The organism is Streptomyces sp. LS1784, from assembly GCF_020103755.1.
Classification (GTDB): domain Bacteria; phylum Actinomycetota; class Actinomycetes; order Streptomycetales; family Streptomycetaceae; genus Kitasatospora.
Genome location: NZ_JAHSQD010000238.1, coordinates 1 through 12,018, shown reverse-complemented (window position 1 = coordinate 12,018; position 12,018 = coordinate 1). Strand labels below are relative to the sequence as shown.

Below are 12,018 nucleotides of genomic sequence, written 5' to 3'. Positions count from 1 at the left end.
GGGCCGCCGCGGGGCGTCCGCCCGGCCGCCACAGCGCCGTCCGCCGGACCGGGCGGGGCCGGTCGGCCCTTCCACCGCTCCGGGCGGGCACGGAGGCTGGAGACGGAGACAGGAGGTGCGCCATGTCGACCGTCCACCCGCCGCTCGCCACCGCCGAGGCCCTGCTGGCCGACGGCACGACCGTGGAGCTCCGGCCGCTCGGGCCGGACGACCACCGCGCGGTGCTCGACCTGCACGCCGCCGGGATGTCCGAGGAGAGCCGTCGGATGCGGTTCTTCGGGGTCAGCCGCAACGCGCCGCGGCAGGCCGCCGACCGGCTGTGCGGTCCGCCGCGCACCGGTCTGCTGGCGCTCGGCGCGTGGGCGGGGGAGGAGCTGATCGGCGAGGCGGACTGCGAGCTGCTGGACGAGCCGCCGGAAACGGCCGAACTGGCCCTCGCGGTGGCCGACCGCTGGCACCATCGGGGCGTCGCCACCCTGCTGCTGGAACACCTCGTGCACGCCGGCCGGGCCGCCGGCATCCGGTTCTTCGAAGCCGACACCCTGGGAGGCAACCACGCCGTCCACCAGGTCTTCGCCGACCTCGGCCTGCCCATCGAGCGCCGCTACGCCCACGGCGAGGTCAGGGTCCGGGTGCCACTGGACGAGGGAGACGAGCGCTACCGCTCGGCGGTGGACGAACGCGGGCGGCGCGCCGACGTGGCCAGCCTCGCCGCACTGCTGCGCCCGGCCTCGGTCGCGGTGGTCGGGGCGTCCCGGCGGGAGGGCTCGGTCGGACGGACCGTCCTGACGAAGATCCGGCAGGGCGGCTTCGCCGGTCCGCTCCGGGCGGTCAACCCGCACGCCGACGAGATCGGCGGCGTGCCCGCCTACCCGTCCGTCTCCGCGCTGCCCGCCGTACCGGACCTCGCCGTGCTGGCCGTGCCCTCCGGCGCGGTCCCCGCAGTGGCCGAGGAGTGCGGTGCCGCCGGGGTCCGGGCACTGGTGGTGCTCACCTCCGGGCTCGGCGCACAGGAGGCCCGCCGGCTGATGCGGGCCTGCCGCCGGCACAGCATGCGCGTCGTCGGGCCGAACAGCCTCGGCATGGCACAGACCGATCCGGCCGTCCGGCTGGACGCCGAGTTCGGCGGCGCCTTCCCCCGGCCCGGCACCGCCGGGGTGGCGGTACAGAGCGGCGGCGTGGGGATCGCGCTGCTGTCGCGGCTGGCCTGGCTGGGCATCGGGGTGTCGAGCTTCGTCTCGCTCGGCGACAAGTACGACGTCAGCGGCAACGACCTGCTCCAGTGGTGGGAGGCGGACGGCCGGACCGACCTCGCGCTGCTCCACCTGGAGTCCTTCGGCAACCCGCGCGCCTTCGCCCGCACCGCACGCCGGGTGACCAGGAGCATCCCGGTGCTCACCGTCGACGCCGGCCGCTCGACAGCCGGCCGCCGGGGCGCCGCCTCGCACACCGCGGCCGCCGCCACCCCCACCGTCACCCGGGAGGCGCTGTTCCGGCAGGCGGGTATCACGGCCACCCGCAGCATCGACGAACTCGTCGAGGCCGCCGCCCTGTTGCACGCCCAGCCGCTGCCCGGCCCGCGAGGCGCGGTCGCCGTGGTGTCCAACGCCGGTGGCATCGGCATCCTCGCCGCCGACGCCTGCGCCGAGGTCGGACTGGAACTGCCGGAACTCCCGGCGGAACTCGGCAAGCTGCTGCCGCCCGGCGCGTCCGTGCGCAACCCGGTGGACACCACGGCGGCGGTGGGGCCGACCGAACTCACCTTCTTCCTCCGGGCGTTGGAACGCGAGGAAGCCGTCGACGCGATCCTGGTGTGCCTGGTGCCGACGGCGCTGGGAGCCGCTCCCGCCCAGGATCCGGTGCGCGCCCTGCTGGAGGGCCCGGCCCGGCGCCGGGTGCCGATCGCCGCCGTGCTGCTCGACCAGCAGGTGCCCGTGCGCTACCGCACCTGCGCGGACGGCGGTGTGCTGCCCGCCTACTCGGACTCCGTCGCCGCCGCCCGCGCGCTCGCCCACGCCCGGGACCGCGCCCGCCGGCTCGCCGAGGCCCCCTCCGTCCCCGCAGACGCGCCGGACTGCGACCGTCGCACCGCGCGCAGCCTGATCGACGGCCACCTCACCGCCCACCCCGACGGCGGCTGGCTCGACCCGCTGTCCACCGCCGACCTGCTGGAGGCCTACGGGCTGCCGCTGACCAGTTCGGTGTGGGCCCGCGACGAGGAGGCGGCGGTCGCTGCCGCGAACGGGCTGCGCCTCCTCGGGCACGAGCGGAAGGTGGCGCTGAAGGCCTACTGGCCCGGGCAGGTACACAAGAGCGTGCTGGGTGCCGTCCGCACGGGCCTCGGCACTGAGGCGGAAGTGCGTTCCACCTACCGGGAGTTCACGGAGAGGTTCGGTGCCGAGCTGGTCGGCGCGGTGGTCCAGCCGATGGCGGAGCCGGGTGTCGAGCTGCTCGCGGGTGTCGTCCAGGACCGGATCTTCGGACCGCTCGTGGTGGTCGGGGCGGGCGGCACCGCCGCCGGCGTGCCGGCCGACCGGTCGGCCCGGCTCGCCCCGCTGAGCGAGCGCGACCTGACCACCATGGTCGCCGAACTCCGCAGCGCGCCACTGCTGTCGGGCAGCGTCGGGGCGCCCGCCGTGGACCTCGCGGCGCTCCGGTCCGTACTGGCCCGGCTCTCCCGCCTGGCCGACGACTTCCCGGAGCTCGTCGAGGCCGACCTCAACCCCGTCATCCTCCGCCCCGACGGCGCGGTCTGCGTGGACGCCCGGGTACGGCTGGAACGCCGGCCGTCCTTCGACCCCTACCTGCGGCGGCTGCGCCGCCCAGCGGCCGCCTCCGACTCGCCCGGCTCGACGGCCTCACCGCCCTGACCGACCACCTCACCCGGGACCTCGACGACACCGGGCCGGTGCCGACCGTCTGAGGTCACCGGACCAGGAGCCGGCCGCCCGAGCGGGGACCACGGCCGCCGAGCCGGGTTCGCGGTCGATCCGGTCGCGCAGGGCCTGCCTCGGGCCCGCCGCGGACGAGGTGTACCGCGCTCGGCGGCGGGGCCGGGCGCAGGGTGGGGTTCCTCCGACCGTCGTGCCGAAAGGCCGCGCCGTCCTGGGCCGGCCCGGCCCGCCGACGGGGACCGACCGGCCCTGTCCGGTGGGCGGCGGCGGGCGGACAGTGAAGGCGGGACCACCGCAGGAGGAGTGAGGACCATGCAGCACCGCAGCGTCAACGACGTGATGACCCACGAGGTCGTCACCGCCCGGCCGGACACGCCGTTCAAGGAGGTCGCGGCGCTGTTCCACCGCAACGACGTCACGGCGATCCCGGTGATCGACGACCAGGGCCGGCCGCTCGGCATGGTGTCCGAGGCCGACCTGATCCGCAAGGAGGCAGTCCTGCCGGACCCGGAGGGGCGCTACCCGGGCCGCCGGCTGGACGCGAAGGACCGCGCCCGCGCCGAGGCGGAGACCGCCGGCGGGCTGATGACCAGCCCGGCCGTCACCGCCCGTCCCGGCTGGTCGGTCCCCGAGGCCGCCCGCGCCATGGACAAGCACAAGGTCAAGCGCCTGCCGGTGGTCGACGAGGCCGGTCGCCTGGTCGGCATCGTCAGCCGTCGGGACCTGTTGCAGGTCTTCCTGCGGCACGACGCGGCGATCCGGGACGAGATCAGCCACGACGTGCTCGGCCAGACCCTCTGGCTGGCCCCCGGAGACGTCCGGATCGCGGTGGACAACGGCGTGGTCACGCTGGACGGACGCCTGCCACGCCGCAGCCTCATCCCGATCGCCGAGCAGCTCTGCCGGGCCGTGGACGGCGTGGTCGCCGTCCACGCCACCCTCGACTGGACCGAGGACGACACCGACCAGCGGCTGGAACACCCCCGCGCCTACCGCGCGGCAACGTAGGAGGCCGCCGTGCCCCGTACACCGAGCGCCGTCGCCGACGTGATGACCCATGCGGTGGTGGCCGTCGGCCGCGACGCGGACTTCCGCGAGGTCGCCGAGACCCTGCAGCGCTGGCAGGTGAGCGCCGTCCCCGTGCTGACCGGCGACGGCCGGGTGATCGGGGTGGTCTCCGAGGCCGATCTGCTCACTGCCCGGGACCGCGACGGCGTGCGCGCCGAAGCGCTGACCGCCGGGCGGATGATGTCCGTCCCGGCGGTCACCGTGCACCCGGACAGCCTGCTCAACGAGGCCGCCCGGGCGATGGCGCGCGGCCACCTCAAACGGCTCCCGGTGGTCGACGGGGAGGACTACCTGGTCGGCATCGTCAGCCGGGGCGACCTGCTGAAGGTCTACCTCGACGACGACCGCGAGCTCGCCGACCGGGTCCGCTTCGAGCTGGCCGCCACCCTCGGCCCCGGTACCGCGGTGGACACCGACGTCCGCTCCGAGAACGGCCGGATCACCCTCGCGGGCGAGCTGCCGGACACCGTCTCCGCGGCGATCCTGGAACGGCTGGTGCGCTCGGTGCCCGGCGTGGTCGGCGTCGAGCTCCGGCTCGCCGCGCCGACCTGACGGAGGGCGCACAGGCTCGTGCTCCGCGGTGCCTGGTGCCCGGGCGCCGTCGCGCCGCGCGGCTGACGCGCTGCGTGGGGAGGAGCGGGCGCGGAGAATCGGTGGTGTCAACGCCCCGCGCGCCGCAGGGAGCAGGCCATGGACACGCCCCAACCCGTACGGGTGTTCCTGCTGGACGACCACGAGGTGGTCCGGCGGGGCGTCCGCGACCTCCTGGAGAGCGAACCCGACGTCGAGGTCGTCGGCGAGGCGGGCACCTGCGCCCAGGCGCTCGCCCGGGTGCCCGCGCTGCGCCCGGACGTCGCGGTGCTCGACGTACGGCTCCCGGACGGTGACGGAGTGACCGTCTGCCGGGAACTGCGCGACCGGATGCCCGGGTTGGCCTGCCTGATGCTGACCTCCTTCGACGACGACGACGCCCTGCTCGACGCGATCATGGCCGGTGCGGCCGGCTACGTCCTCAAGCAGGTCAAGGGCGCCGAACTGGTCGGCGCGGTCCGCACGGTGGCCTCCGGCCAGTCGATGCTCGATCCGGCCACCACCCGCAAGCTGATGGAGAGCCTGCGCCACCACGAGCAGAGCGAGACCGACGCCGCGCTCGCCGGGCTCACCCCGCGCGAGCGGGAGATCCTCGCGCTGGTGGGGGAGGGCAGGACGAACCGCCAGATCGGCCAGGAGCTCTACCTCGCGGAGAAGACCGTGAAGAACCACGTGTCGCGCCTGCTCGCCAAACTGGGTGTCGAACGCCGCCTCCAGGCCGCCGTCATCGCCGCCCACGCCGACCCCGAACAGCACCACCAGCGCCCGCACTGAGGCCCGGCGAGGGCCGGGCGGGCCCGCGGAAGGAGCCGAACGGCCCAAGCGGCACGCCGCGCCCAGGCCGCACCGTGGAGGTGACCCACCCTCCCGTCACGGCCCGAGGAGACGGCGATGATGTACTGGAACGACGGGGGCACGAACGGCTGGGGCATCGGTCTGATGACCGTCGGCATGCTGCTCCTCTGGGCACTGGCGGTCCTCGGTGTGATCGCCCTGGTCCGGTACCTCGGCCGGACGGCCCCGCACGGCCCGGCCGCGCCGCCGGTCCCGCCGACCGCAGCGCCGCCGATGCGGCCCACCCCGGAGCAGCTGCTCGCCGAGCGCCTCGCCCGTGGCGAGATCGACCCCGACGAGTACCGCGCCCGCCTGGCCACCCTGCGCGGCGTCGACGGCCCGGTCGGCTCCGGCTGACGACGAACCCCGGGAGGCGGCCATGTCCACCCTCGCCCTCGACGCGCCCACGCTGGAGAAGCTCGTCTCCGCGGCGGTCGCGGCACCCTCGATCCACAACAGCCAGCCCTGGCGCTTCCGGCTCCGGCCGGACACCTCGACCCTGGAGGTCCGGGCCGACCGCAGCCGGGCCGTGCCGGCCGCCGACCCCCAGGGGCAGGCCCTGCACATCTCCGTCGGCGCGGCCGTCCTCAACCTGAGGGTCGCCGCCCGCCACCTCGGCTGGGCGCCCGACGTCCGCCTGCTGCCCGAGCCGGCCGAGCCCGACCTGTTCGCCGTGGTCCGGCTCGACACCCAGGCCCCCGCGCCGGCCCCCGGCACGGAGAAGCTCTACGAGGCGATCTGGCGCCGGCACTCCATCCGCACGCCGTTCACCGCCGTGCCGGTCCCGCGGGCCGTCCTCGACGAACTGACCGGCGCCGCCCGCGCGGAGGACGCCGCGCTCCACCTGCCCGACCACACGGAGACCGCCCGGCTGCTCCACCTCACCGCCGAGGCCGAGCGCCGCAGCACCACCGACGAGGCCCAGCGCGCCGAGAGCCGCAGCTGGATCCGCACCGGCGACGCACCGCCGTACGGCATCCCGGCCCGCGCGCTCGGCCCCCAGGACCTGGCCGGCCGCCTGCCGATGCGCGACTTCTCCGCCATCCGCGCGGCCGAGCACCAGGCTCCGGCCCTCTTCGAGCGCGAGCCCCGCATCGCCGTCCTCACCACCGACCACGACACCCCCGCGGACTGGCTGCGCGCCGGCCTCGCGCTGGAACACGTCCTGCTCGCCGCCACCGTCCACGGCGTGCGCGCCTCGCTGCTGCACCAGGCCATGGAGTGGCCCTACCTGCGCTGGGAGGCACGGGACCCGCACCAGCGCCCCGGCCACGTCCAGATGCTGATCCGCCTCGGTTACGGCCCCGAGGGCGCCCGGACACCCCGCCTGGCACCCGGCGAGGTACTGGACGACCGCTGACGCCTACTCCAGGGGCACCCGCCAGACCAGCTCGGTGCCGCCCTCGGGGCGCCTGCCGGCGGTGAAGGTGCCGCCCAGGGCAGCGGCCCGGTCGGCGAGGTTGGCGAGTCCGCTGCGGCGGCCGTCCTCGGGGAGGCCGACCCCGTCGTCGGTGACGGCGAGGGTCAGGTCGGTGCCGGCGGTGACGGTGGCCGTGACCGCGTGGGCCCTGGCGTGGCGGGCGGCGTTGGACAGGGATTCCTCCAGGACGGCGACCGCCGCGTCCGCGACCTCGGCGGGCACTGTGACGTCCAGCAGGCCGGTCATCCGCAGGGCCGGGGCGAAGCCGAGTGCGCGGGCGGCCCGTTCGACCACCCCGACGATCCGGGCGCGCAGGCCGCCCTCCGCCGGGCCGCGTTCGCGCAGGCGCAGGCCGAAGATGGTGGCGCGGATGGTCCTGGCGGTCTCGTCCAGATCGTCGATCGCCCGCAGGACGCGGTCGGTCGCCTCGGGGTGCTCGATGAAACGGGTGGCTCCCTGGAGGGTCATGCCGGTGGCGAAGAGCCGCTGGATGGCCAGGTCGTGCAGGTCACGGGCGATCCGGTCGCGCTCCCTCAGCAGCGCGACCTGCTCGGAGTCGCGGCGGCGCTCGGCGAGTTCCATCGCCACCGCCGCCTGGCCCGCGAAGCCGAGCAGAGGACCGGACCCGTCCTCCTCGAACAGCGGCGCACCGGCCGCCCGGGCCAGCAGCAGCACGCCCCGGATGCCGCGGTCGGCGGTGCCGACGGGCACCGCGACCGCCGGGCCGAGACCTTTCCAGCGCGGCGGCCCCGCCGTGATCCGGGGGTCCTTCCGGACGTCGGGGCTCACCACGAGCCCGCCGGTGCGGAAGGCCACGCCCACGAACGAGCCCTCGACCGGCAGCACCAGGCCGCGGTGCTCCTCCTCGCCGAGGCCGGCCGCGATCCGCACCTCCAGCTCGCCGGTCCCCGGCAGTGGCACGGCGACGACGGCGAGGTCCGCGCCGGCGATCCCGCTCGCCCGGGCCACCAGCAGGTCCAGCACCTCCTGCTCGCCGCTGCCGGACAGCAGGCTGCTGGTCACCTCGGCGCTCGCCTCCAGCCAGCGCTGCCGCTGGCGGGCCCGTGCGTAGAGGCGGGCGTTGTCGATCGCCACCCCGGCGGCCACGGCGAGGGTGGCGAGCACCGACTCGTCCTCGGCGTCGAAGTCGCCTCCGCCGCGTTTCTCGGTCAGGTAGAGGTTGCCGAACACCTTGTCCCGGATCCGGATCGGCACCCCCAGGAAGCTGCGCATCGGGGGATGGTTGGCCGGGAAGCCGTAGGAGGCCGGGTGGTCGGAGAGCCGGCCGAGCCGCAGCGGTTCGGGGTGGCGGATCAGCTCGCCGAGGATGCCGTGCCCGGAGGGCAGGTCGCCGATCAGCTTGACCTGCTCGTCCGTGACTCCGACCGGGATGAACTGGGACAGCCGCTGGTCCTCGCCGATCACGCCGAGCGCGCCGTACTCGGCGTCCACCAGGGTGACCGCGGCCTCCACGATGTGCTGGAGCGCCTGGGTCAGTTCCAGGTCGCGGCCGACCGCCAGCACCGCCTCCAGCAGGCTGTGCACCCGGTCCCGGGTGCCGCGGGCGGCGTCCAGCCGGGCCTGGAGCTCCGCCAGGAGTTCGTCCAGCCGCAGGTCGGGCACGGGGGCGGAACTCTCCGATGCGCTGCCCAAGGGTCCTCCCTGGCTCGCCCCCGATGCCCACTGACCAGCGTAGGCGCGCAGGCCACGACCCGGCGGGCGCAAGGGGGTCCATTGGCCCACCGGGAGCACCCCAGCGGCCCCCTGGCGAGGGGCGCGTCCGGGGAGAACGCTGGAGGTGCGGGCGGAACCGCCCCGGCTCCGCCCTCCGCCTACTGCCGCGCCGCGAGCCACGGGCAGCGCACCGGCGGTGGCGGCCGCAACCTCACGGGTCAGAACACCCAGGCCACCCGATCGACGGCTGCCGGGCCGAGTACCCCGTCGGCGCGGCCGACGCCGGCATCCCAAGGTCGCGCTGTTCCGGACGTGACCGCCGTGTACGGAGGAGCAGCCACCATGACCATCCATCCCGACCCGGCCGACCTCACTCACCGGATCGTCCGACGGCGCGAGCAACTCGGCCTGACCGAAGGGATGCTGGCCCACCGGGCCGCCATGTCGCCCGCCTACCTGCGGCAGGTCCTGTGCTCCGGGCCGGAGTTCGACCCGCCGGGGTTCGTCCGGATCACCGCCGTGCTCGGGATGACCTGGCCGGAGCTGCTGTCCGGCCGACGTGGGGACGCCCCACCGGGGCAGACCGAGGCCGAGGCCGACCCGCACGGCCGGCTCCTCCGTCTCACCGAGCCGCAGTGCTGGGAACTGCTCGGCACCCACGGCATCGGCCGGGTGGGCCTGCCCGGTTCGTCGGCGCCCGTCGTGCTCCCGGTCAACTACGTGGTGGACGACCGGACGATCGCCTACCGCACGGCCCCCGGGGGCGCCGCCGCCCCCGACGAGGGCTCACCCGTCTCCTTCGAGGTCGACCACATCGACGAACACCGCCACCGGGGCTGGAGCGTCCTCGTCCTCGGCGAGGCCCGCCACGCCGGCACCCCGGACGAGGAGCAGCACCTCGCCACCCTCCCGGGCGCCACCCCGTGGGCCGGTGGATCCCGCCCCCTGTGGGTGCGCATCCGCCCGGCCGGCATCACCGGACGCCATATCGACGGGGGGTGAGCGCTACCGGCTGTCGGCCGTCGGCGGGGCCGGTCGGGCCGTCGGCGGGGCCGGACGACCCCGTGCACGAACGCGGGGATCGGCGGACAGTGGGAATACGGCAACCGCGCGCCGGGCCGACACCGGCGGCGAACCGGAGGTAGGACCGATGGACACCACGACGGCACCGCTCGTTGAACTGGACGAACGTGGTCTCGCCGAGCTGGTCGCGGCCCTGCGGCAGCGGGGCTTCACCGTGATCGGGCCCACCGTGCGGGACGGCGCGATCGTGCTCGCCGAACTCGCCTCGGCCGGCGAGCTGCCGTACGGCTGGGGCGTCGAGGCCGAATCCGCGGTCTGGCAGCCGAGGCCGGGCTCGGCCCGCACTGCGACAACCCCTTCCGCAGCATCGTGATCCGCGCGGTCGAGGTGCTGCGGGCCGTCACCGAGGCGCAGCGGATCATCGAGCAGTACGCACCGCCGTCCGCCGCGGCCGTTCCGGTCCCACCCCGGGCGGGCTCCGGGTTCGGCGCGACCGAGGCGCCCCGAGGGCTGCTCCACCACCGGTACGACATCGACGAGGAGGGGATCGTCCGGCTGGCCGTCGTCGTCCCGCCCACCGCGCAGAACCGGACCGCGATCGAAGCCGACCTCCGGGCGTTCATCCAGCCCCGGCTGCACCTGGACGACACCGAGCCGACCCGGCAGTGCGAGCGGGCGATCCGCAGCTACGGCCCGTGCATCTCCTGGGCGGCGCACTTCCTCACCCTCACCGTGGAGCGGAGTTGACGGACATGGACAGCGGGCGGATCGTCGTCATCGGCGTCGGCAACGAGTACCGCCACGACGACGGTGCCGCCGTGGCCGTCCTTGCCGAACTCGCGACCGCGGGCCTGGCCGCCGACCGGCTCACCCTGTGCGACGGCGAGCCCACCCGGCTGATGGAGCTGTGGGAAGGCGCCGACCTCGCCGTCGTCGTCGACGCGGTGCACGGCCACCCCGGCGAGCCGGGCAGGATCCACTCGGTGACCGTCGACGCCGACCACCTGCTCGCCGACCCCCTCGTGGACGAGGAGGCGGCGGTAGGCACCCACGGCCTCGGCCTCGGCCACGGTATCGCGCTGGCCGCCGCCCTGGGCCGGCTGCCGCGCGAACTGCGGATCATCGCGGTGGAGGGCGCCGACTTCTCGATCGGCGAGGGTCTGAGCCCGGCCGTCGCCGGCGCCCTGCCCGGCGTCGTCGCGGAGGTCCGCCAGGCGGTGGACGCGTTCCGGGGGCACGGGACCCGGCCGTGATCCGGGTGTCTCACGTCCTTCGGTCAGTGGGCCCGGACGATGACGACCGGGCAGGCCGCGTGCTGCGCACAGCGCGTGCTCACGGAGCCGAGCAGGGAGCGGGTGAAGCCGCCGTGGCCGTGGCTGCCGACCACCAGCAGCTCGGCGCCCCGGGCCGCCTCCAGGAGGACGTCGGAGGGGTCGCCCATGACCATCGTCTGGCGGACTTCCGCCCGGCAGTCCTCGCCGAGCACCGTGTGCAGTTCGTCGGCGAAGCGCCGCTCGGCCAGCTCCCGGTCGAAGGTGGTGTCGACCACCGGCGCCGACCAACCGAAGTGGCTCGGCGGTTCCCATGCGCCGACCGCGTCCACCACCCCGCCGATCAGCGTGGCGTGCCGGGCCGCCCAGCGCAGTGCGGCGTACGACGACGGCGAGCCGTCGACGCCGACCACGACGCGGGGCAGGGAGTCGTTCGCGTTCATCTGCACCGTCCTGTGGATCGTCGCTCCCCGACCACGGTGCTGGCCGCCGGGCGGTGCCGCCACCACGGCCCGGCACCCGGGTGACGGCCGCCCGCCGGGTGACCATCGTAGCCTCGGGCCTCGCGCCGGGGTCCGGCAGTGCGGTTCCCGGGGAGCGAACGCGGGCCCGGCCCACCGGGTGCCGTTCGCGCGGCCCCCGACGCCGGGCGGCGTCAGGGTGCGTCAGGAGTGGACGCCCAGCTGGGACATCAGGGTCGTGTTGTCCTCGATGTGCCAGTCCTCGGTGATCCGGTCGGTGCCGACGTGCTGGATGTCGATGGCGTTGAACTCGATGCTCTGGCCCTGGCCGCGCACGCCGTCGAAGGTGCCGGTGAAGTGGCCGCGGAAGACCAGCCGGGCGGTGATCCTGTCGCCGGCGATCAGGACGTCGGACAGCTCGCAGGTCAGGTCCGGCACCGCGGCACGGAAGTTCCGCGAGGCGAAGACCGGCCCGGCGGGGCCCTGCGGACGGCCCGGCGGCAGCGTGTTGTCCCGGAACTGCGGGCTGATCGCCGCGTCCAGGTATTGCTGCCGGCCGGTGTTCCAGAAGGTGTACAACTGCTGCGCCAGGTGGACCTCCTGGGCGGCGCGCCGGGCACCGATCGAACGGTCCACGGTGAGGGCCTTCGGCTGGACGAGGCCGGGCGAACGGTCGACCAGGCGCTGCGGCCAGTCGCGCGCGGAGTCGTGGCGGCCACTGTCGTGGGCGGGCGCGGCCGCCACGGTGCCGGCCGCCAGGGCGGCCACCGTCGCGAGGGCGG

The 12,018-nt window shown here is 75.4% G+C and carries 13 protein-coding genes; 10 read left to right on the top strand and 3 right to left on the bottom strand.

The window, feature by feature from the left end; genetic code table 11:
- Positions 1 to 122 precede the first annotated feature (122 nt).
- The 6 genes from KS423_RS24885 (at position 123) to KS423_RS24860 (ending at position 6,747) form a co-directional block, all read left to right on the top strand.
- A complete protein-coding gene (locus KS423_RS24885) occupies positions 123 to 2,870 on the top strand; it encodes a GNAT family N-acetyltransferase (RefSeq protein ID WP_224281968.1) in 2,748 nt (915 codons plus the stop codon).
- A 336-nt stretch (positions 2,871 to 3,206) separates the two neighbouring features.
- Positions 3,207 to 3,902, top strand: coding sequence for a CBS domain-containing protein (locus tag KS423_RS24880; protein WP_224281967.1), 696 nt, complete (start codon positions 3,207 to 3,209; stop codon positions 3,900 to 3,902).
- 9 nt (positions 3,903 to 3,911) lie between these two features.
- Entirely contained in the window at positions 3,912 to 4,514 is a 603-nt protein-coding gene (locus KS423_RS24875) for a CBS domain-containing protein (RefSeq protein WP_224281966.1), read from the top strand.
- Positions 4,515 to 4,652: 138 nt separating this feature from the next.
- Positions 4,653 to 5,327, top strand: a complete 675-nt coding sequence (locus KS423_RS24870) for a response regulator transcription factor (protein WP_224281964.1) — start codon at positions 4,653 to 4,655, stop codon at positions 5,325 to 5,327.
- Positions 5,328 to 5,444: 117 nt separating this feature from the next.
- Positions 5,445 to 5,744, top strand: a complete 300-nt coding sequence (locus tag KS423_RS24865) for an SHOCT domain-containing protein (protein ID WP_224281963.1) — start codon at positions 5,445 to 5,447, stop codon at positions 5,742 to 5,744.
- A gap of 22 nt (positions 5,745 to 5,766) precedes the next feature.
- The gene (locus tag KS423_RS24860; RefSeq protein WP_224281962.1) at positions 5,767 to 6,747 is read left to right on the top strand and encodes a nitroreductase family protein; all 981 of its coding nucleotides are present in this window, start codon (positions 5,767 to 5,769) and stop codon (positions 6,745 to 6,747) included.
- A gap of 3 nt (positions 6,748 to 6,750) precedes the next feature.
- Here the strand turns inward: KS423_RS24860 and KS423_RS24855 are convergent, their stop codons facing one another.
- Positions 6,751 to 8,460, bottom strand: coding sequence for a GAF domain-containing protein (locus KS423_RS24855; protein ID WP_224281961.1), 1,710 nt, complete (start codon positions 8,458 to 8,460; stop codon positions 6,751 to 6,753).
- Between the two features lie 363 nt (positions 8,461 to 8,823).
- Here KS423_RS24855 and KS423_RS24850 point away from each other — a divergent pair, with 363 nt between their 5' ends.
- The 4 genes from KS423_RS24850 to KS423_RS24835 all read left to right on the top strand — a co-directional run bounded on the left by KS423_RS24850 (position 8,824) and on the right by KS423_RS24835 (position 10,757).
- Entirely contained in the window at positions 8,824 to 9,483 is a 660-nt protein-coding gene (locus KS423_RS24850) for a pyridoxamine 5'-phosphate oxidase family protein (protein WP_224281960.1), read from the top strand.
- A gap of 148 nt (positions 9,484 to 9,631) precedes the next feature.
- Positions 9,632 to 9,877, top strand: coding sequence for a hypothetical protein (locus tag KS423_RS24845; RefSeq protein WP_374120026.1), 246 nt, complete (start codon positions 9,632 to 9,634; stop codon positions 9,875 to 9,877).
- Positions 9,874 to 10,251 (top strand): nickel-dependent hydrogenase large subunit, encoded by a 378-nt coding sequence (locus KS423_RS24840; protein WP_308020245.1) that lies wholly within the window; start codon positions 9,874 to 9,876, stop codon positions 10,249 to 10,251. The genes KS423_RS24845 and KS423_RS24840 overlap by 4 nt, the downstream gene beginning before the upstream one ends.
- A gap of 5 nt (positions 10,252 to 10,256) precedes the next feature.
- A complete protein-coding gene (locus tag KS423_RS24835; RefSeq protein WP_224281970.1) occupies positions 10,257 to 10,757 on the top strand; it encodes a hydrogenase maturation protease in 501 nt (166 codons plus the stop codon).
- Between the two features lie 23 nt (positions 10,758 to 10,780).
- Here the strand turns inward: KS423_RS24835 and KS423_RS24830 are convergent, their stop codons facing one another.
- Together KS423_RS24830 and KS423_RS24825 are read right to left on the bottom strand one after the other, a co-directional pair.
- Positions 10,781 to 11,218: a universal stress protein gene (locus KS423_RS24830; protein WP_224281959.1), complete on the bottom strand. Its 438-nt coding sequence runs from the start codon at positions 11,216 to 11,218 to the stop codon at positions 10,781 to 10,783.
- 222 nt (positions 11,219 to 11,440) lie between these two features.
- Positions 11,441 to 12,018 (bottom strand): ester cyclase (locus KS423_RS24825; RefSeq protein WP_374120025.1); only part of this gene is annotated, 578 nt, incomplete at its 5' end.

What these genes read in the sequence shown, in the direction of transcription:
- KS423_RS24885 (WP_224281968.1), top strand. Translation starts at nt 123, where the DNA reads ATGTCGACCGTCCACCCGCCGCTCGCCACCGCCGAGGCCCTGCTGGCC.
- KS423_RS24880 (WP_224281967.1), top strand. Translation starts at nt 3,207, where the DNA reads ATGCAGCACCGCAGCGTCAACGACGTGATGACCCACGAGGTCGTCACC.
- KS423_RS24870 (WP_224281964.1), top strand. Translation starts at nt 4,653, where the DNA reads ATGGACACGCCCCAACCCGTACGGGTGTTCCTGCTGGACGACCACGAG.
- KS423_RS24865 (WP_224281963.1), top strand. Translation starts at nt 5,445, where the DNA reads ATGATGTACTGGAACGACGGGGGCACGAACGGCTGGGGCATCGGTCTG.
- KS423_RS24860 (WP_224281962.1), top strand. Translation starts at nt 5,767, where the DNA reads ATGTCCACCCTCGCCCTCGACGCGCCCACGCTGGAGAAGCTCGTCTCC.
- KS423_RS24850 (WP_224281960.1), top strand. Translation starts at nt 8,824, where the DNA reads ATGACCATCCATCCCGACCCGGCCGACCTCACTCACCGGATCGTCCGA.
- KS423_RS24845 (WP_374120026.1), top strand. Translation starts at nt 9,632, where the DNA reads ATGGACACCACGACGGCACCGCTCGTTGAACTGGACGAACGTGGTCTC.
- KS423_RS24835 (WP_224281970.1), top strand. Translation starts at nt 10,257, where the DNA reads ATGGACAGCGGGCGGATCGTCGTCATCGGCGTCGGCAACGAGTACCGC.
- KS423_RS24830 (WP_224281959.1), bottom strand. Translation starts at nt 11,218, where the DNA reads ATGAACGCGAACGACTCCCTGCCCCGCGTCGTGGTCGGCGTCGACGGC.